The 19,573-nt window shown below is 77.1% G+C and carries 15 protein-coding genes; 5 read left to right on the top strand and 10 right to left on the bottom strand.

Features of this window, described 5'->3' with window-relative positions; translation table 11 throughout:
* Nucleotides 1-61 precede the first annotated feature (61 nt).
* Nucleotides 62-1,162, bottom strand: coding sequence for a S1C family serine protease (locus AB0L25_RS28385; RefSeq protein WP_500175772.1), 1,101 nt, complete (start codon nucleotides 1,160-1,162; stop codon nucleotides 62-64).
* A 117-nt stretch (nucleotides 1,163-1,279) separates the two neighbouring features.
* On the opposite strand from AB0L25_RS28385, the gene AB0L25_RS28380 reads away from it, so the two are divergent.
* From AB0L25_RS28380 to AB0L25_RS28370, 3 genes are read left to right on the top strand one after another with little or no spacing between them, the layout of a single operon-like run.
* Nucleotides 1,280-1,795: a PadR family transcriptional regulator gene (locus tag AB0L25_RS28380; RefSeq protein WP_500175771.1), complete on the top strand. Its 516-nt coding sequence runs from the start codon at nucleotides 1,280-1,282 to the stop codon at nucleotides 1,793-1,795.
* Nucleotides 1,792-2,520 carry an ABC transporter ATP-binding protein gene (locus AB0L25_RS28375; RefSeq protein WP_500175770.1) on the top strand — a complete coding sequence of 243 codons (729 nt, stop codon included), beginning with the start codon at nucleotides 1,792-1,794 and terminating at the stop codon, nucleotides 2,518-2,520. The genes AB0L25_RS28380 and AB0L25_RS28375 overlap by 4 nt, the downstream gene beginning before the upstream one ends.
* Complete coding sequence (locus AB0L25_RS28370) at nucleotides 2,520-4,385, top strand: FtsX-like permease family protein (RefSeq protein WP_500175769.1); 1,866 nt, start codon at nucleotides 2,520-2,522, stop codon at nucleotides 4,383-4,385. Before AB0L25_RS28375 ends, AB0L25_RS28370 begins: the two co-directional genes overlap by 1 nt.
* Nucleotides 4,386-4,388: 3 nt before the next feature.
* Here the strand turns inward: AB0L25_RS28370 and AB0L25_RS28365 are convergent, their stop codons facing one another.
* Entirely contained in the window at nucleotides 4,389-5,366 is a 978-nt protein-coding gene (locus tag AB0L25_RS28365; protein ID WP_500175768.1) for a phosphotriesterase family protein, read from the bottom strand.
* A 110-nt stretch (nucleotides 5,367-5,476) separates the two neighbouring features.
* Between AB0L25_RS28365 and AB0L25_RS28360 the strand changes: the two genes are divergently transcribed.
* On the top strand, nucleotides 5,477-6,109 hold the full coding sequence (locus tag AB0L25_RS28360; RefSeq protein WP_500175767.1) for a TetR/AcrR family transcriptional regulator: 633 nt from the start codon (nucleotides 5,477-5,479) through the stop codon (nucleotides 6,107-6,109).
* On the opposite strand, the gene AB0L25_RS28355 is transcribed toward AB0L25_RS28360, so the two are convergent.
* The 8 genes from AB0L25_RS28355 to grpE form a co-directional block, all read right to left on the bottom strand.
* The gene (locus tag AB0L25_RS28355; protein WP_500175765.1) at nucleotides 6,091-7,440 is read right to left on the bottom strand and encodes a multidrug effflux MFS transporter; all 1,350 of its coding nucleotides are present in this window, start codon (nucleotides 7,438-7,440) and stop codon (nucleotides 6,091-6,093) included. The genes AB0L25_RS28360 and AB0L25_RS28355 overlap by 19 nt on opposite strands.
* An 83-nt stretch (nucleotides 7,441-7,523) precedes the next feature.
* A complete protein-coding gene (locus AB0L25_RS28350) occupies nucleotides 7,524-8,132 on the bottom strand; it encodes a malonic semialdehyde reductase (protein WP_500175764.1) in 609 nt (202 codons plus the stop codon).
* A gap of 85 nt (nucleotides 8,133-8,217) precedes the next feature.
* Nucleotides 8,218-9,966: a TRAFAC clade GTPase domain-containing protein gene (locus tag AB0L25_RS28345; protein ID WP_500175763.1), complete on the bottom strand. Its 1,749-nt coding sequence runs from the start codon at nucleotides 9,964-9,966 to the stop codon at nucleotides 8,218-8,220.
* A gap of 4 nt (nucleotides 9,967-9,970) precedes the next feature.
* Nucleotides 9,971-12,370 carry a GAP1-N2 domain-containing protein gene (locus AB0L25_RS28340; RefSeq protein WP_500175762.1) on the bottom strand — a complete coding sequence of 800 codons (2,400 nt, stop codon included), beginning with the start codon at nucleotides 12,368-12,370 and terminating at the stop codon, nucleotides 9,971-9,973.
* Nucleotides 12,371-12,372: 2 nt separating this feature from the next.
* A complete protein-coding gene (locus AB0L25_RS28335) occupies nucleotides 12,373-13,656 on the bottom strand; it encodes a TRAFAC clade GTPase domain-containing protein (RefSeq protein ID WP_500175761.1) in 1,284 nt (427 codons plus the stop codon).
* Complete coding sequence (locus AB0L25_RS28330) at nucleotides 13,653-16,265, bottom strand: SaeA-related protein (RefSeq protein ID WP_500175760.1); 2,613 nt, start codon at nucleotides 16,263-16,265, stop codon at nucleotides 13,653-13,655. The genes AB0L25_RS28335 and AB0L25_RS28330 overlap by 4 nt, the downstream gene beginning before the upstream one ends.
* 59 nt (nucleotides 16,266-16,324) lie before the next feature.
* On the bottom strand, nucleotides 16,325-17,908 hold the full coding sequence (locus AB0L25_RS28325; RefSeq protein WP_500175759.1) for an Hsp70 family protein: 1,584 nt from the start codon (nucleotides 17,906-17,908) through the stop codon (nucleotides 16,325-16,327).
* A gap of 10 nt (nucleotides 17,909-17,918) precedes the next feature.
* Nucleotides 17,919-18,662: a nucleotide exchange factor GrpE gene (gene grpE, locus AB0L25_RS28320; RefSeq protein ID WP_500175758.1), complete on the bottom strand. Its 744-nt coding sequence runs from the start codon at nucleotides 18,660-18,662 to the stop codon at nucleotides 17,919-17,921.
* A gap of 196 nt (nucleotides 18,663-18,858) precedes the next feature.
* On the opposite strand from grpE, the gene AB0L25_RS28315 reads away from it, so the two are divergent.
* Nucleotides 18,859-19,573, top strand: a 715-nt coding sequence (locus AB0L25_RS28315) for an ACT domain-containing protein (RefSeq protein ID WP_500175757.1), incomplete at its 3' end; no start/stop codon positions are given.

Here is a 19,573-nt window from a genome sequence, read left to right as displayed (position 1 = left end):
CGCGCCCCGGGGACGCCCGGACTCCGGCAGACGGAAAAAGCTCAGATCGCGCGCCGCGCGGTCACTGCGGCGGCCCCTCCGCCAGCCGGACGTCCGCGGCGACGATCCCGCCGCCCGGGCGCGCCCACTCGATGCGGACGACGTCCCCCGGGTGGCGGCGCAGCATCAGCCCGGTCAGCGCGGACGGCGAGTCGACGCCCTGCCCCCCGAACGTGACGATCGCCGCGCCGACCGGGATCCCGGCGGCGTCGGCGGGGCCGCCCGGGACGACCTCGACGACGCGGGCGCCCGGCTCCGTCCCGTTGCTCCGCACCATCACGCCCAGCATCGCCGTCTCGCCGATGTGCACGGTCGCGGACGCCTCCCCGCGCCGGATCTGCGCGGCGATCTCCAGCGCCCGGTCCGCCGGGATGGCGTAGCCGCGCGGTTTCTCGCCGTCCGGCGAGCGCGCCGACAGCGCGGCCGACGCGGCGGTGTTGACCCCGATCACCCGGCCCGCGGAGTTCAGCAGCGGACCGCCGGAGTCGCCCGGCTTGATCGGCGCGCTCACCTCGATCATCCCGGCGAGCCGCTCGACGCTGCCGTCGCTGTCGTCCCGCGCGGTGACCGTCTGCCCCAGCGCGGTGACGTGCCCGGTGACCACGCTCGGCTCGCCGCCGTCGCCGCCCGCGTTACCGACGGCGGTGACCGGGTCGCCGATCGCGACCGTGGACACCGGCGCGAACCGCGCGGCCGGCAGCCCGGTCGCGCCGGTCAGCCGGATCACCGCGATGTCCTGGGAGGTGTCGTACCCGACGACCCGCGCCCGGTAGGTGCGGTCGTTGTCGGTGTCGGTGCCCTCGATCCCGGTGGCGCCCTGGATGACGTGGCTGTTGGTCAGCACGAAGCCCGAGGCGTCCAGCACGATGCCGGTCCCGGCGGCCCGGGTGCTCTCCAGGCCCCGCACCGCCGTGATGTTGACGACGCCCGGCTGCCGCTCGGCGAAGTCCGTCCGTTCGGGGGCGACCTCCGTCGCGGTGACGGGCGGGACGGCGGTCTCGGTCTCCTCGCCCGGCAGGCGGCAGGACGGGACGAGCAGGGCCAGCAGTGCGAGCAGCACCGGCGGCAGCACGGCACGGAGTCCGCGACGTCCGTGTCCGCGACGTCCGGGGAGTTCGCTCACTGGGCCCCTCCTCACCCCTTTCCACCCATAATTCCCGATCCCCGGTGATTAGTCCCCGGCCGAGTTGACCCCGGCTGTGCCTAACGGTTATCTATAAGCCTCGACGGAGGGGGGCCGATGCAGGACATCGTCCTGGCGCTGCTGGCCAAGGAACCCGCGCACGGGTACGAGCTGCGCGCGCGCCTGCGCGACGCGCTCGGCCCGCTCGGCGAGGACCTGAACGCGGGCCAGGTGTACGTGACGCTGCGGCGGCTGGAGAAGGCCGGGCTCGTGGAGACCCGCGTGGTCGGCCAGTCCGACCGTCCCGACCGCAAGGTCCACGACCTCACCCCGGCGGGCCGCGAGCGCGTCGCCGCGTGGCTCGCCGAGCCCGCCTGGGAGCGCACCGCGCCCACCGAGTTCCACCTCAAGCTCGTCGCGGCCCGCGCCGCCCGCCTCGCCGACCCCGTCGAGATCGTCGACGCCCAGCGCCGCGACCTGCTGCGCCGCCTCGCCGGCGTGCAGCGCGCCGCGCTCGCCGAACCGCCCGGGAGCCGCGCCGCGCTCCTGCTGGAGGGCGCCGTGCTGCGCCTGCAGGCCGACCTCCGCTGGCTCGACGCCTGCGCGACCCACTGGACGAAGGAAGCCGAGTGAACGAGTACGTGATCAGCGCGCGGGGGCTGTGCCGGCACCACGGGTCCGGGCCCGCGCTCGTCCGGGCCGTGGACGGCGTCGGGCTGGACGTCGCGGCCGGCGAGACCGTCGGCGTCGTGGGCCCGAGCGGCTGCGGGAAATCGACGCTCCTGCACCTGCTCGGCGGCCTCGACCGTCCGGACGCGGGCGAGATCCGCCTCGCCGGGCGCCGCATCGACCGGCTCTCCGAGGCCGCCGCGGCGCGGATGCGGCGCGATCGCGTCGGCTTCGTGTTCCAGGCGTTCCACCTGGTCGACGAGCTGACCGCCGTGGAGAACGTGGAGCTGCCCGCGCTGCTCGCGGGGGCGTCCCGGCGCACCGCCCGCCGCCGCGCGGCGCACCTGCTCGAGCGCGTCGGGCTGTCCGACCGCGCCGGGCACCTGCCGAGCGCGCTGTCCGGCGGGCAGCGGCAGCGGGTCGCGGTCGCGCGGGCCCTGGTGAACGACCCGCCGCTGCTGCTGGCCGACGAGCCCACCGGCAACCTCGACAGCGCGGCCGCCGCCGACGTCCTGCGGCTGTTCGCCGCGCTGCGCGCCGAGGGCCGCACGCTGGTCGTCGTCACGCACGACTCCCGCATCGCCGGAACCGCCGACCGGCTGATCACCATGCGGGACGGCGCGTTCGTCGACCAGACGATCCTCACCGGGCGGACCGGCGGCCTCGGCTCGCTGTCCGGGCTCGTCTGATGGCCGCGCCGACCGGCCGCGCCGCGCTCGTCCTGCGGCTGGCGCTGCGCGACCTGCGCCGCCGCCCCGCGCAGGCGCTCCTGCTGCTGGTGGCGATCGCCGCCACCGCCGCGACCCTCACGCTCGGCCTGCTCGTCCGGGGCGCGGCCGACGATCCGTGGGAGCGCACCCGCGCCGCGACCGCGGGCCCCGACGCGGTCGCCGCCGCACCGGACCCGGCCGCCCTCGCGGCGCTCGCCCGCGAGCCGGGCGTCGCCGCGGCGGGACGCCCCTTCCCGACCCTCTCGACCACGCTGCGGGCCGGGGACGTCGAGGTCCAGGCGGTCGTGCACGCCCGCGACCCCGCCCCCGCGCACCCCGCCCGCCCGGACGCCACCGACGGCACCGGCGGCCGTTCGGCGGCGGGGTCGCCGGGGGAGCCCGGCGGGCTCGACCGGCCGTACGTGACGGACGGCCGGTGGGCGGCGCCCGGGACGGCCGTGGTGGAGCGGGCGTTCGCCGAGGCGCTGGGCGTCCGGCCGGGCGACGCGATCGTCGTCGGGGGCCGCCGCCTGCCCGTCGCGGGCATCGCCGTCACGACCGGCCGCGCCCCCTACCCGTCGTCCGCCCCCGGCCTCGTCTGGACGACCCGCGCCGACGCCGCCCGGCTGGACGCGCGGGAGCGGACCTGGACGATGCCGCTGCGGCTCACCGACCCCGCCGCCGCGCCCGCGTTCGCCGCGGCGCACGGCTGCCCCGCGCCCGGAGCGGGGGACTGCGGCGTGCCCGCCTCCCGGGCGGCGCGCGTGGTGGCGGCGCAGGACATCGCCGCGTACGCGACCGCGGAGCTGCGGCTCGCAGACCGGGCGCTGCTCGCCGGGACGTGGGCGCTGGCCATCCTCGCCGGGCTGTGCGTCGCGCTGCTGGTCGGCGGGCGGCTCGCCGAGCAGGGCCGCCGCGCCGGGCTGCTGAAGGCCGCCGGCGCGACGCCCGCGCAGGTCGGCGCCGTCCTGCTGGCCGAGCACCTGGTGATCGCGTTCGCCGCCGGGGTCGCCGGGCTCCTCGCGGGCTGGGCCGCGTCGCCGCTGCTGACCGGGCCGAACGCGGGCCTGCTCGGCGCCGCGACCGCGCCCGTCCCGACGCCGGGCGTGGTCGCGGCCGTGCTGCTCGCGGCGCTGGCGGTCACCGCCGCGTCGACGGCCGTCCCGGCGCTGCGCGGCGCCCGGGTCCGGACGGCGCGCGCGCTGCACGAACCGGTGCGCGGGCCGGGCCGCCGTCCCCGGCTGGTCGGGCTGTCCGCGGGCCTGCCCGTCCCGCTGCTGCTGGGCGTGCGGATCGCCGCGCGGCGCCCCCGCCGCACGGTCCTCGCCGCCGCGAGCACCGCGGTCACCGCCGCGATGCTGGTCGCGGCGCTCGCCATGCGGCGGCAGGTCGACGCCGAGGACGCGGGCGCGGCCGGCCCCGCGTTCGTCCCGGGCGCCGGGAACCCGGTGACGGAGCGGGTCGGGCAGATCATGCTGGTGCTGTCGCTGGCGCTGCTGCTCCTCGCGGCGGTCAACGCCGTCCTCACCGCCTGGACGACCGCGCTCGACACCTCCCGCACCGCCGCGCTCGCCCGCGCGGTCGGCGCGACGCCCCGGCAGGTCGCGTCCGGGCTGGCCGCCGCGCAGCTCCTGCCGGCGTCCGTCGCGGCGGTCGCCGGGATCCCGCTGGGCCTGCTGGTGCACCGGGCCGCGCTCGCCCTCGGCGGCGGCGGGTCCGCCGCCGTGGACGTCCCCGCGCCGCTGCTCGCGGCCGTCGTCCCCGGCGTGCTCGTCGCGGTCGCGCTGCTCGCGGCCGTCCCGGCGCGGCGGGCCGCGCACCGCCCGGTCGCGCGGGTCCTGTGAGCGTCAGGGGGAGAAGTAGCGGCGCGGGTTCTCCACGAGCATCTGGTCGAGCTGCGCGTCGGTGACGCCGCGGGCGCGCAGCGCGGGCAGGACGTCGTCGCTGATGTGCCGGTAGTTCCAGTTCGGCGCCATGCCGCGCAGCAGGTCGGGGTCGGGGCCGAACCAGTCGATGAAGCAGCTCGCGTCGTGGCTCAGCACCATCCGGTCGGCGTAGCCGCGCTCGCACATCGCGACGACCGTGCTCACCCGGTCGGCGGTCGAGTTGATCACGTCGAGGCCGAACCGGTCCATGCCGAGGATCGCGCCGGTGTCGGCGAGCTCGCTCAGGTAGTCGAGGTCGTTGCTGTCGCCCGCGTGCCCGATCACCACCTTCGCCAGGTCGGCGCCCTCCTCGCGCAGCACCCGCACCACCTCGCGCCCGGCGTGGATCGAGCTCTCGGTGTGGACGGTGATCGGCGCGCCCGTCTCGCGGTGCGCGCCCGCGACCGCCCGCAGCACCCGCTCGACGCCGGGCGTGAGGCCGGGGGCGTCCACCGCGCACTTGAGGAACGCGGCCCGCACCCCGGTGTCGCCGATGCCCTGCGTCAGGTCCCGGACGAAGTCGGCGATCATCGGCTCGGGGCCGCCGAGCAGCGTGCCCGGGCCCCGGTGGTGGAACTGGAACGGCAGGTCGTTGTAGGTGTAGATGCCGGTCGCGGCGATGATGTTGAGCTCGGGCACCCGCTCGGCGATCCGCGCGATCCGCGGGATGTAGCGGCCGAGGCCCCACACGGTCGGGTCGGCGATGGTGGTGATGCCCCGCTCCACGAGCTGCCGCAGCTTGCGGACGGCGTCGTCGGCCTTCTCGTCCTCGTCCCACCAGTCGCCCGCGCCGTAGTTCTCGACGTGCTCAGTGCTCAGCACGAACACGTGCTCGTGCATGAACGTGCGGCCGAGCGCGCCGACGTCGACGGGGCCGCGGACGGTCTGGACTTCGGCCATGCGAACTACCTCCGAACATGCACCGGGGTGCATACCGACCGGTCGGTTTCTGGCAAGCTAGGACGCGGGACGCGGCCGCGTCAATGCCCTACCCCAGCGGAGGTGCGCAGGTGACCGACGTCGAACGCCCGGACGTCCGGCCCGTGCGGGAGAGCCCGGTGGAGCGGCGGATCCTCGCCGCGGCACTGCGGCTGTTCGCCGAACGCGGGTTCGACGGGACGTCCGTGCAGGGGATCGTGGAGGCCGCGGCCGTCACCAAGGGCGCCCTCTACCACTACTTCGACTCCAAGGACGACCTGCTCTACGAGATCTACCACTCGCTGATCGCCCGGCAGCTCGCCGACCTCGACCGGGTGCTGGCCGAGCGGCCCCCGCCGCGCGAGGCCGTCCGCGCCGTCCTGACCGGGCTGATCCGCAGCACCGCCGAGCACATCGACGAGGCGAAGGTGTTCAGCCGCGAGATGCACCGGCTCGACCATGGCCGGATGCGGTCGGTGCGGGCGCAGCGGCGCCGCTACCACGTGACGTTCCGCGGACTGGTCGAGCAGGGGCAGCGCGAGGGCGTCTTCGCGCGCACCACCCCCGCCGAGACCGTCACGATCGTCGCGCTGGGCATGGTCAACCAGATGCCCGCGTGGTGGAGGGCGGACGGCCCGAAGCCGGCCGAGGCGCTCGCCGACGAGGTCGCCGGGTTCGTCCTCGCCGCCCTGGAGAACGGGACCGCTCAGCCGCCGGCGGGCTGACGGGACCGCGCGGCGAGGGCGACGGCGGCGGCCAGCACCGCCAGCACCGCGATGGACACCGCCATCGGGACGGCGGTGTCCTCGCCGCCGATCCCCGCGAGCGGCCCGGCGGCGCCGCCCAGCGTGAACTGCCCGACGCCGAGCAGCGCGGACGCGCTCCCGGCGATCCGCGGCGCACGTCCCCACAGCGCCAGCGCGGTCGCGTTCGGCAGGACGAGCCCCTGCCCGGACGCGACGAGGAACATGCCGGGCAGCGCCCACGCCGCGCCCAGTCCGGCGGCGACCGCGAGCAGCAGCAGCGCCGCGCCCGCGACGACGATGCCGAGGCCGATCGCGAGCAGCCGTCCCAGCGGCACCCGCCCGGCGAGCCGCCCGCCGACCTGCCCGGCCGCGACGATGCCGACCGAGTTCACGCCGAACGCGATGCTGAACCCCTGCGGCGACATGCCGTAGACGTCCTGCAGGACGAACGGCGACCCGGAGATGTACACGAACATCGCGGCGAACGACAGCCCGACCGTCAGCACGTACCCGACGAAGGGGCGGTCGGTGAGCAGCGCCCGGAACGTGCGCAGGGTCGCGCGGACGCCGCCGGTCTGCCGCTCCCCGGCGGGCAGCGTCTCCCGCAGGCCGAGCAGCGCCGCGAGGAACAGCAGCACCCCGACGCCGGACAGCACGGCGAACACGCCCGGCCACGGCACGAGCCGCAGCAGCTGCCCGCCCGCGACCGGCGCCATGATGGGCGCGATCCCGCTGATCAGCATCAGCATCGAGAAGAACCGGGCGGCCGCGACGCCGTCGTACAGGTCGCGGACGATCGCGCGGGCGATCACGATCCCGGCGGCCCCGGCGGCGCCCTGCACGAACCGCGCCCCGATCAGCGTCCCGACGGTCGGCGCGACGGCGCACAGCAGCGACGCGATCGTGTAGATCGCCATCCCGGCGAGCAGCGGGCGTCGGCGGCCGAGCGCGTCGCTCAGCGGACCCGCCACGGCCTGCCCGAGCGCGAGCCCCACCAGGCAGGCGGTCAGCGTGAGCTGCGTCGGGACCGCGCCGGTCGCCAGGTCGTCGGCCACCTCGGGCAGCGCGGGCAGGTACAGGTCGGTCGACAGCGGCGCGATGGCGGTGAGCGCGCCGAGCACGGCGATCAGCCCGAACCGGGCACCGGGCCTGGACGGCGCGGACGGCGCGGTGCCGTCGAGCGCGGTGCCGGATCCGGTGGGCGCGGGGTGCCCGGAGTGCGCGGCGGGGGCGGCGGGCGCGGCGTGATCGGCCGAGGCCGCCTGACCGGCGGGCGGGGTGGCGTCGGGGGACCGGGGGGACTGGGTCATGGGGGTGCTCCGTGAACGGCCTGCGCCCGGCCGCGGGTGCGCGGCCGGGCGGTGCGGACTCCGGGGTGGGGACCCCGCGGGACTCAGACGGCGGTGACGACCTGGTCGAACTCCAGACGCCCGTTGCGGTCGAACCACGCGTCCGGGCCGGGCCGGCCGACGTTGACGATCGCGATGGCGCGCAGGTTGCCGCCCGCGAGGAACTCCTTCTCGACGGCCTCGGCGTTGAAGCCCGCCATCGGCCCGGCGGCGAGCCCGGCGGCGCGGACCCCGAGGATGAGGTAGCCGAGCTGGACGGTCGCGTTGAACCGCGCCATCCCGGCGCGGCCCGGGTTCGCGGCGAGCCGCTCGCGGGCGTCCGGAACGTGCCAGATGGACGGCATGTGCTCGTGGAAGTCCTCGTCCGCGGCGGCGATCAGCGAGATCGGCGCGGCCGCGGTCTTCGCGCGGTTCCCCTCCGCCATCAGCGGGAGCAGGCGCTCCTTCGCCGCCGCGCTGCGCACCGCCACGATCCGCAGCGGCTGGGCGTTCATCGCGGTCGGCGCCCACTTCACCAGCTCGTAGATCGCGCGGAGCTGCTCGTCGGTCACCGGCTTGGACGTGAACGTGTTCGCCGTGCGTGCCTCGCGGAACAGCAGGTCCTGGGCGTCCTCGGCCAGGGCGAGGAGGCCGTCGGGCGCGATCGCGGTCATCGTGCAGCCTTTCGTCGGAAGAGAGGTTCCGCAGGGTGCAACGAGATGACCGTCCGTTATCTGCCGCGTCAGGCAGTGGGGTGCGTCACATCCAGAACGGCGGGGGAGCCAGCATCGTCAGGTCCGAGAGCCGCTGCGCCGCCGCGACGACCGCGCCCGTCACCGTCCCGACCGTCAGCAGCGACAGCCCGCCCAGCACCGCCAGCCGTCCCAGCCGGTACCCGGCCGGGACGCGCTCGGCGCCGCGCCCCCGCACCGGCCAGGGCGCCCGCAGCGGCGCCGTCCCCGGCGGCTCCGGATCCGCCGCCGCGACCGGCGCGCCGTCCGCCGCGGCGCCCGGCGCGAGCCCCGCCGCCCACGTCAGCAGATCCGCGACGTCGGCCGGTTCGGCGCCCAGCCCGGACGCGAAGTAGCGGACCCGCCCCGCGACCTGCTCGAGCGTCCGCACGGTGTTGCCGAGCCCGACGCCCGCGAGCCACTCGCGCACGCCGCCGTCCAGGCCGCGGCCGATCTCGGTGCGGGCCAGCAGGTCGGTCTTGGTGACCACCACCGCGACGCGCTTCTGCCGGCCCCGGTCGGGACGCGACCGCAGCTCGTTCAGCACCCGCTGCAGCGTGTCGGCCGGATCCTCGTCCGACGACGCCGCCGCCCGGTCGACCAGTTCCCGCTCCTTCCCGGTCAGCGCCCGCCGCACCTGCGGGAGCGCGAACGGGTCCACGACGAACACGAGCGCCTCGCCGTGGTCGAGGTACCGCAGCGACTCGACCTCCGTCGCACCCGTGTAGTGCTCGCCCGCCGGGTCGAACAGGTACATGATCCGCCGCGCGCGTCCCGGCAGGTCCACGTCCACCATCGTCGCCAGCGGCAGCTCCGGGCCCGTCTTCGCGAGCCGCCCGCCCCGCTGGAACTCCCGGATCGCCGCCGCGTACGCCTCCGCGTGCCGCCGCTCCACGAACGACAGCCGCCCCCCGGCCGCGTGGGCGCGCGCGTGCAGCGCCCGGATGCCCAGCACCATGAACGTCGTCTTCCCCGCCGCCGGGCCCCCGACGAACGGCAGCGGCTCCACCCGCACCCGTCCGATCCGCTCCGGCAGCCGCCCGCCGCAGTGCGGGCAGTACGCCGCCAGCCGGAACCGGCCGAGCGGCACCGTCGTCGGCAGCCGCGCCCCGCACCGGCACACGTGCCGGAACGCGCCCGCCGCGCCCGGCGCCAGCCGCGGATGCCGCGCCCCGCACCCCGGGCACTCGTACTCCGGCAGCGCGATCCGCTCGTAACAGAACGGATGCGGGCACGTCTGCAGGATCCGCCCGTACGTCATGAACCCGCGCTCGACCGCCGCGAGCACCAGCACGCACGCGAGCCAGCCGACCAGCCCCACCGCCGCGACGACCCCGTACATCACCGTCAGCGCCAGCACGAACACCGCCGCCGGGACGGCCGCCGCCGCGATCCCCGCGCACAGGGCGAGCCAGAACGGGAACGCGAAGAACCCCCACGGCCCGCCGAGCAGCAGCGTCCGGGTCAGCCACGCGACCGTCCGCGACGCCGTCGTCCACACCCGCGGCACGACCGTCCGGGTGATCGTCCACCAGTCCCGCCACACCTGCACCAGCAGGTAGTTGCGGTACGCGACGTCCGGGGCCGCGACCGGCGACGGCCCCTTCAACGTCGACGGCGCCAGCGTGCGGCACGCGTGCAGGTAGTACAGCCCGAGCGCCGCGCCCCCCGCCACCACCAGCGTCACGGGGAACAGCACCGGGAACACGTACACGAACCCGAGGAACATCACCGCGGCCCACACCGCGAACAGGATCAGCACCAGGACGCCCTGCACCCGGTCACCTCCCCTCGGCGATCAGCTCGCGGAGCGCGGGCCGCAGTTCCGGCGCGCGCCCCAGGTACGCGTCGAGCTGCCGGCCCGCGAGCCACCGGCCCGCGGCCGCCCGCGCCCACGCCTCCAGGCCCGGTTCCCGCACGTCCCGCCCCCGCAGCCGCAGCACGACCTCCACCAGCTCGTTCCGCTGCTCGATCTCCGCGCCCCGCAGCGGCGCCCGTCCCGCCCGCGCCCGCGCCGGCAGCGCGTCCGTCCAGCAGCCCGCGAGCCGCGCCCGCACGCCCGCGTCCAGCGCCGCCAGCAGCGCCGCACGGAACTTCGGCGGGCGCCGGCACAGCCGCCGCGCGGCCCCGCCGAACGCCGCGTCCGCCAGCCGCTCGGCCGCGCCCGCCCCGACGAGCGCCGTCAGGGCCTTCGCCGCGGCCCCGGGCCGGTCGGCGGTCACCGCGTCCGCGTGCGCCCGCACCACCGCCGCGTCCCCGGCCGCCGCCCCGCCCGGCAGGACCGCCTCCACCCGCGCCGCGAGCCGCAGCACCCCGGCGTCGGTGAACGCGCCCTCCGCCAGCCGCCCGAACGTCCGCCGCGGCAGTACGGCCAGCGCCGGATACCCGCCCACAACGGCCTGGTGCTCATCGAGCAGCGCCGTGCACTCCGCCACCGAAGGCGGCGCCCCCCAGACCTCCCCGAACGCCGCGTCCAAGTCCCCGCTCGACACGCCCCCGACCGCCACCGTCCCCCGCGCCCGGCCCGCGCCCGCCCGGGCGCCATCGTCGCCGGGAGCGGTGTCGGCCAGGTCGAGCAGGGCGGTGGTGATCTCCAGGCGATGGGCGGGGGCGCGGCGGGCCACGGACGTCAGGACCCGGACGGCCACGTGCGGGACGGCGCGCAGCCGGCCGAGGTGCTCGTAAAGCGAGTCGCACAGGTCGGGGGCGAGGTCGCCGCCGTTCGCGTCCGCCAGGCCCGTGAGGACGCCGTCGACCAGGGCGCCGCGGAGGTCGCCGGGGCAGGCCGGAAGCGCCGTCGCGAGATCGCGGGCGCCGCGCCGGACGCACCCGGCCGCCGCGTCCGCCAGCTCGTCCGGCCCGACCGGCACCCCCGCCCGCGCCGCCACGCTCGCCACGGCCGCGACCTCGCCCAAGTCCGGCGCCGCCGCGAGCGCCGCCGGAATCCGGGTGCCCAACTCCGCCCGCCCGTCCGCTGGGTCTGGTGCTTGCGCGGGGGGTGGGGCGGGGGTGAGGGGGTCGTGGGGGTGGGTGGGCATGTGGGGGCGGGCGGCGGGGTCGGAGAGGGCCAGCATGGCGACGCGCAGGTCGCACTCGCGGGCCAGCTCGGGGACGTCCGCCGCGTCGGCGGCCGCGCGGATCGCGACGGCCAGGTCGAGGGACATGGACGGGACGCGCGGCAGCAGGTCCCGCCACGTCCAGTCGGGCAGGGCGGGGCGCCGGGCGGTGAGGAGGGCCGCGAGGGCGCGCTCCTCGTCGGCCGTGACCGGCGCGTCCGGGCGGCAGAGGGCGAGCAGGACGGCGGCGGGCCCGGCGCCGAGGCCGTCGAGCTCGGCGAGTTCGGCGAGCGCGTCGAGGCCCGCGAAGTCGGCGTCGCGCCAGCAGCGGGTGACGGTGCGGGCCAGCCGGGAGGCCGGGGCGTCCGGGACGCCCTCGCGCAGATCGACGGCCAGGGCGTGGGACGCGTGCTGCCGGACGTCCGTCCAGACGTCGGGCGTCGTGCCCACGAGGTGCTGGGCGGCGCGCTGCGGGTCGGCGCTGTAGGTGACGAACGTCAGCCGTTCGGCGGCCGCGACGGGCAGCGAGTACGACACCAGCGCGATCCAGCGGGCGATCGTGTCGACGTCGTCGGCGACGAGCACCACCCGGCCGTCGCCGGCGGCGATCCGCTCGCCGACCGCGCCCACGAGGACGCCGAGCGTCCCGAACGGGTCGGCGGGGCCGGACGCGGGGAGCCAGCGGGCGAGGTCCTCGGGGGCGAGCGCCGCGCCGGGCGGCAGCTCGTCCAGATTGTCCAGCCGGTCGCCGGCGGCCGGGCGCGGATCCCAGATCGGCGACCGCCACAGCTCCGCCGGGCGGACGCCCTCGAGCTCCTCGGGCTCGGCGACCACGGCGTGCCCGAAGAAGTTGCCGTAGCGTCCCGAGTAGTCCCGCCCCAGGTAGCGGCACCGGACCAGGACCGGACGGCCGTCGACCCGGTCGTACAGCAGCGAGACGGGGAACCGGCCGAGTTCGGCGTCGCCCGGTTCGGCGGGGGCCTCCGGCGGCGGACGGTACGACAGGTGCGGCAGCACGCCCGCGCGGGCGCCCTCGGGCAGCCCGGGGGTCTCGGCGACGAACTGGAACCCGGCCCGCCCGGTCGGGCCGTGCCGCACGGACGTGTAGTGCAGCTGCCACGCCATCGTCACTCGCCTCCCGGACGAACCCCGTCGAGCATCCCGAACCGGTACAGCAGCCACAGGAGCGGGTCTTCGGCGCGGTGCGGCCGGACGCCGCCCGCGCCGACCCGCCCGTCCTCGGGGACGCCGCCGAGCGCGGAGAGCGCGAAGAACGCGTGCTCGGCGTACTGCTGCCCGAGGTAGGTGTCGAGCTGCCCGGCCTGCCAGTCGTGCAGCAGCGCCCGCACCTGCTCGTGTACGGCGTCGCGGTCGTCGAGGTCGAGGACGCCCGCCCCGGTCCGGGTCCGGTGCAGCGCGGACTGCCGCAGCAGGTCGGGGCGCAGCGCGTCCATCTTGGTGAGGGCGACCGCGACCGGGACGGGCAGCGGCTCGCCGGGCCGGGCGCCGTGCCGGCCCCGCAGCGTGTCGGTGACGCGCGCGATGACGTTCAGCGGCTCGCTGTCGGGGTCCTCACCCGGGACGCGCGGGGCGGGCACGGCGTCGCGCAGGCCCGGCCGGGCGCCCGGCAGCTCCAGCGGGTCCACCAGGAAGATGACCGCGTCGGCGGCCTCCAGGTAGCGCAGGTGCAGGTCGGTGACCTCGCGGCTGCGCAGGTCCTCCCCGGCGGTGTCGAACAGGACGAGTGCGAGCGAGTCGTTGCGGGCCCGCGCGAACCGGCCCCGGCGGGTGCGGGTCAGCAGGTAGACGAGGGGTTCGCGGGGGCTCGTCGCGGCGGACGCCGTGGTGGGCAGCAGCCGCCGCTCCTCCAGCAGGGGGCGCGCGAAGTCCCGCTTGTACCGTTCGATGGTGCGGTCGTCGCACGCCACCAGGGACGCGTCCAGCTCGGTGCCGACCCGGTTCATCAGCTCGTGCAGCAGCACCGCGATGTAGGTGCTCTTGCCCGCGTTCTTCGCCCCGACGAGCGCGACGATCCGGCCGGGGGAGTCGCAGTACGCCGGCGGCAGCGGGTTGTGGCACCGCGGGCACACCCGGTTCCCGGTCGGACGGCCGCAGGCGGGGCAGTCGGCGCGCCCGGCCTGCGCGGTGCGGCGGCCCGGCGGGTCGAACACCGGCGGCAGCGACGCGCCCGCCGTCGACCCGGTGTAGGCGGCGAGCTCCTCGTCCAGCACGGGCGCGCACCCCTGCTGCCGTCCGGCCCGGCCCCGGCAGCGGAACGGGATCCGCTGCGGCGCGGTGGCCGCGAAGCAGTACGGGCACGTCACCTCGCGGCGCCCGCCCGGCAGCCCCGGCAGCGGCACCCGCGCCAGCGCCGCCCGCGACAGCCCCGCCCGGGGCGGCGGCCCGCTCACCGGCGCACCCGCAGCCGGTCGACGGGCGGGTCGGACAGCTCGACGTCGTCGTCGGCGGTGAAGCAGCGCAGCCAGTACGGGCCGGCGGCGTCCGGCGCGGGCGCCGACAACTCCCCGGGGACCGGCACCTGCTCCCACGCCCGCAGCGTCTCCCCGTCGCCCGCGCGGTGCGGCATCACCCGCCCGGACCGCAGGACGAGCGACAGCCGGCCCACCCGGACCGGGCGGGACGCGGTCAGCCGGATCGTCAGCGACCGCCGCCACGGCGGGCCCGACCGCACCACGTCGTAGTGGACGACCGTGCGCGCCGCGACGACCGCCGTCACCGGCGGCCCGGTCGTGCGGACGCCGCCGACCGTCCCGGCGGACGCGAGCGTCACCTCCACGGCGGCGTCCTCCGGCGCGGGCACCCGGATGCCGCCGTGCGCGTCGTACGCGGCGCGGCTCACCGCCTCGTGCCCCGGCTCGGCGCCCGCCACCCGGTGCAGCAGGTCGACCTCGGCGACGTCGCGGGGCCAGTCGAACCCGACGTGGACGTGCCCGCCGCGCCGCTCGGCGACCAGCCTGCGGGGCGGCGGCAGGTTCACGTGCCGGTGCGCGGCGCCGATCGCTGCGGTGCCCTCCACGACCGTCACCGCGACCAGCCAGCCGCCCGACCCGGGCCGCACCGCGAGGCGTCCCTCGGCCGGGGCGCTCTCGGCGGTCTCCGGGACGCGCCGCGTCTCCCGCCGCACCTCCTCCAGCGGGACGAGCGCGCTGCGCGGCCACGGCGGCTCGCCGTCCGCCAACACCAGCTCCACCCGGCCGTTCGCGGGCGGCGCGAACCGCACCCGCACCAGCCCGGGATCGCCCGGGTCGGGCACGGCGGCCAGCTCCATCACCGGGTCGGGCGGCGCGCTCGGCGTCACCGCCGCCCGCACGCCCGGCGTGACGACCTCGCGCCCGTCCTCGTCCAGGTACACGGCGCTGATCCGGTACGTGTGGGCGCGGCCGTTCGGCACCCGCTCGCCGAACCCGTCGCGCCCCGCGGGCACGGCCGTCCCGTCCCGGACCACCAGGACCCGCGCCGCCTCCGCCGGGGCCCGCCACCGGCCGGTGACGCGCCCGTCGCCCGGCACCAGCTCGACGCCGGACGGCTCGGGCCGCACCACCACGGGACCCGCGACCGCCGGCGCGGCCGCCGCCTCGCCCCGCACCGCGACGACCCCGTAGTACAGCGGCGCGTTCACCGGCGGCTCCGGGTCGCGCCCGCCCTGCACGGGACGCCCGTCCGCCGGGCCGCGCGGGGGACGGCCGCGGCGCCGCACCACGTGGTACAGCACCTCGCCCGCCGTCGACGGCGACGGCTCCCACGACACCCGCACCGCGCCGCCGCCGTCGCCGTACTCGATGTCGGCCCGGACGGACGGGACGGGCGCGGGCGCGAGCCGCCGCTGGTGCTCGGCGGCGCCCGGCAGGTCCCGGACCAGCTTGAGCGCGTCGGCCAGCAGCCGCCACGCCCGGTCGGGGTCGCGTTCGGCGGCGGCCGTCTCGCGCAGCCGCAGCGCCGTGTCGAGCCGCCGCCGCGCCTCCGCCGCCAGCAGCAGCTCCTCCGGCTGCTCCCCGCCGCCGTCGGGCGCCGGGACGTCCGACGCGTCCGCCAGCTCGGCCGCCGCGAACACCTCGCCGGCGTCCAGCAGCGCCCGCAGCCGCCCCGCGAGGCCGCCGCCGCCCGGCGCGGCCTCCCGCACGACCGCGAACACCAGCCGCCGCGCGTCCCCGGCCGCGACGCCCAGGTCCTCGGCGGCGTGCCGCAGCAGCGCCCGGTCCGACGCCCGCTGCCGGAACCGCTCCCGCAGCCGGTCCACGACGTCGTACCGCAGCAGCTCCGCCGGGTCGGCCGACCGCAGCGCCGCCAGGATCGTCTCGGCGTGCGTGGTGCTCGTGTCGCGGGCCCGCCGCGCCCACCGCTCGCCCGCCGCCGCGACCGCCGCGCGGTCCGGGCGCAGCGTGCGGTCGGCCGCCGCGAAGCCGTCCAGCACGTGCATCGGCCCGGTCGGCCGCTCACCGAACAGGAACCCGGCCAGGTGCCGCTCGCCGAGCACGTCGAGCGACTCGCGCACCTTCCGGAACGCCGGGTACGGCGCGGACGCCGGCAGCGGGTCGGGCTCGCGGACCTCGATGCCGTCCGCGGCCGCGAGCCGCGCCAGCTCGTCCGCCGCCATCCCCCCGGCGCGCGCGATCGCCGCGACCTCGCCGGGCGTCGCCATCCGCGGCGCGCCGGCCGCGTCCACCAGCCGCGCCCGCGTTCCCGCCCGGCGCCGCTCCGCCCGCTCCGCCCCGCCGTGCAGCCGGTCGGCGAGGCCGCGCGGATCGCCGCGCTCGGCGGCGGCGAACAGCGGCGCGAGCGTCCGGTGCTCCGCCTCCAGCCGGTCGATCAGGCGCCGGTACTTCAGCTGCCCCCGCGCCCGCCGCCAGCACTGCCGCACCTCCCGGACCCGCGCCGTGACGGCGTCCGGCTCCAGCGGGTCGGGCAGCGCGTACCGGACGCGCAGGTCCTCGGGCGGCTGGTCGCCCGCGGCGCGCGCGGGCTCCAGCACGTCCCGGCGGTACTCCTCGTCGAACGTCACGACCGTCTGCCTCCCTGCGGGGGACGATCCCCCGCACCCCCCGGCACCTCGGCCCGTCCTCAGCTCACCCTGACCCTGGAGAGGGCCTTGCGCGAGCGCTCGACCTCCTCCTCGGACATGCGGCCGACGTCCACCTTCAGGTCGAGCCGCTCGCCGGTCTCCTTCTCCACCGCCGTCACGTTCAGCAGCCCGGACGAGTCGAGCGCGAACGTCACCTCGACCGGCCAGCCCGCCTTCTTGCCCGGCGGCACCCGGATCTCCCCGGTCGCGATCTCGTTGTTGTCGCCGAGCTCCGGCGACTCGACGCTGCCCGCCTGCTCCATCACCCGGATGTCGGCCGACGTCTGGTCGTCGTAGACGGTGAAGAAGTCCTCGGTCTTCGCCGCGGGCAGCTCGTCGTTCGCGTGCACCAGGTGCGCGACGCTCTCGTCGCCGCTGTCCCGGTCCACCACGACGATCCCGAACGCGTGCGACGCGACCGTCCGGATCCGGCGTCCCGCGATCTGCTTCTGCTGCTCCGCCGACAGCCCCGCCCGGATCGCCATGTCCGCGGCGCGCTCGGCCGCGCCCTCCCGCACCAGCCGCCGGTAGGTCTCCTCGAACGCGTACAGCGCCGCGCCCTTCGCCACCGCGAGGTCGGGGTCCTGCAGCCGGGGGATCATGCCGAGCTCGGTCTCCAGCCGCGCCGCGACCACCGGCATCTTCGTCGACCCGCCCACCAGCACCAGGTCGTCGTAGTCGTGGACGCCCTTGTCGGCGGCCGCCGCGAGCGTCCGGCCGGTGATCTCGACCGTCCGGTCCAGGAGGTCCTTGGTCAGCTCCTCCAGCTTCTCCCGCGTCACCTCGACGGCCGCGACGCGCCCGCCGTGCATCACCCGCACGGTGTGCGCCGTCCGCGTCGTCAGCGCCTTCTTCGCGTCCTCGGCGTCGCGGCGGAGCTGCTGCTCGGTCTGCGGGTCGTCCAGCGGGTCGCCCGCGTCCGGGTGCTCGGCGCGGAACCGCTCCGCCAGGTGCTCCACCAGCCGCGCGTCCCAGTCGGCGCCGCCCAGCTCGTGGTCGCCGTCCGTGCACACCACCTCGATGTGGCCGTCCTGCAGCGTGATGACCGTCGTGTCGAACGTGCCGCCGCCGAGGTCGTACACCAGGATCGTCCGGTTCAGGTCGGGGTTCAGCACCCCGTAGTTGATCGCCGCCGCGATCGGCTCCGACACGATGTCGATGACGTTCAGGCCCGCGATCCGCCCCGCCTTGCGCGTCGCGTCCCGCTCCGCCGCGCCGAAGTACGCCGGCACCGTCACCACGACGTCGCGGGCCTCCTCGCCCGTCGTCGTCCGCGCGTCCGTCGCCAGCTTCAGCAGGATGAACGCCGACAGCTCCTCGGGCGTGAAGTCGATGCCGTGCATCGGGCGCGTCACGTCCCGGCCCATGTCCCGCTTGATCAGGCTGACGACGTTCTCGGGCTCCAGGACCGCGGTGTCCTTCGCGGTCGCGCCCACCACGACGTTCTCGCCGCTCTCGAAGTACACCACCGACGGCGTCGTGTCGGTGCCCTCCAGGTTCCGCAGGACCGCCGGCCGCCCCACGTCGTCGATCGCGGCGATGCAGGAGTACGTGGTTCCCAGGTCGATGCCGTAGACAGCCATGTCCCTCTCACTATCGGTCCCGAGTCGAGTTGTTCATGCTCTCGCCGCGCCCGGCCGCCTCGCGGCGACTTGACCCGGACCTGACGATCGGAGCCGCCGGTTTCGGCGCGCGATCGTCCGCGCCGCCGTCCTCGATGCCGCCGTCCTCGATGCCGTCGTCCTTCGCGTCGTCCGCCGCGCCGTCCTCGTCGGCGGCGCCCGGGGCGTCCGCGGCGGCCGTCGCCGCGCCGTTCGCGCGGGGCTCCAGCCGGCCGACGCTGACGGCCGCCTTGCGCAGCACCCGGCCGCCCTCCTCGAACCCGTCGGACCGCACCTCGACGACGGTGCCGTCCCGGCCGGGCTCGGCGACCGCCGCGACCGCCACGGGCCGGTGCCGGGACGGGTCGTAGGGCTGGCCGGGCTCGGCCCGGAACCGCTCGACGCCCAGCCGGGCGAGCGCGTCCGCGACGTCGTCGGCCAGCGCGTCCAGCAGGTTCGCCGTCGCGCCGGCGTCCTCGGCGGTCGCCAGGCGGCGGGCCTGGTCGTGCACCCGGTACAGCGCGGTGCGGACCGGCTCCAGCATCGCCTGCAGCTCGCCCCGCCGCAGCCGCTGGTTCTCCTCGTGGAGACGGTCGATGACGGACTCGCGGTGCGCGGCCCGTTCGTGCTCGCGGTCCAGCCGGGCGGCGAGCCCCGCCAGGGCGTCCCTGACCTCGGCGCGGAACGCCGCGTCGTCCCGGCCGTCCTTGACCGGATCTTCCCCGTCGCTCGACACGTGCAGTGACCTTAATGGTGAGGCGGCAAGAGGCGATAGAGCGCAGTTGACCTTCCGTGAACTCTAGTTTGACCCGAGCCCGCCATTCCAGCACCGAACTTGCCGAGTCTGCCCCCTCGACATCTTCATCCGTGGGTAACAGGGGGGATACGGGGCTGTAGCACCCCGTGTGCACGATCGCGGATAGGAGGTGACCGTGTTGCTGCGAATTCGCATACGACTGCCGGACCGCCCGGGGTCGCTGGGCAAGGTGGCGCGCACGCTGGGCGCCGCGGGCGCCGACGTCGTGCAGATGGCCGTGCTCGAACGCGACAACGGCCGGGCGCTGGACGACTTCACGGTGGCGTGGCCCGCCGGGGCGGGCATCGGGCGGCTGGTGGACGGGCTGGGCGCGGTCCCGGGGGTGGAGATCGTCGGCGTGTGGCCCACCGTCGAGCCCGCGGGCGTCCATCCGGACGCCGCCGTCATCGGGCAGGTCGCGGCCATCCCCGACCGGGGCCCGCAGATCCTGGCGGACGCGGTGCCGGGGGTGCTCAGCGCCGACTGGGCGGGCCTCGCGGAGATCGACGAGGACGGTCACGCCATGCTCGCGCACGCCAGCGTCGGCGGCGTGCTCCAGGAGGAGCTGCCCGCGCTGGCGCCGCTGCGGCCGCGCGCGTTCACCGCGCCGGACGGCGCGCAGTACGCCATCTGCCCGCTCGCCGCGGGCAGGGTCGTACTGGTCGTCGCCCGGACGGGCGCGCCGCCGTTCCACCGGACCGAGGTGTACCGCCTCGAGCAGCTCGTCGGCGCGGCGGAGACGGTGCTGGGCGTCGGTCCTCACCGAGCAGTACAACAAGACCCGCGTCGAGCTGAAGGCGGCGAAGAAGGCCGAGCAGGACGCCGCGCGGAAGGCCGCGACGCTGCGGGCG

It is taken from the genome of Spirillospora sp. NPDC052242, assembly GCF_040679555.1.
In the GTDB taxonomy this organism is placed as follows: Bacteria; Actinomycetota; Actinomycetes; order Streptosporangiales; family Streptosporangiaceae; genus Spirillospora.
The sequence above is the reverse complement of the archived record's forward strand: the minus strand, read 5'-3'. Positions and strand labels throughout refer to the sequence as shown.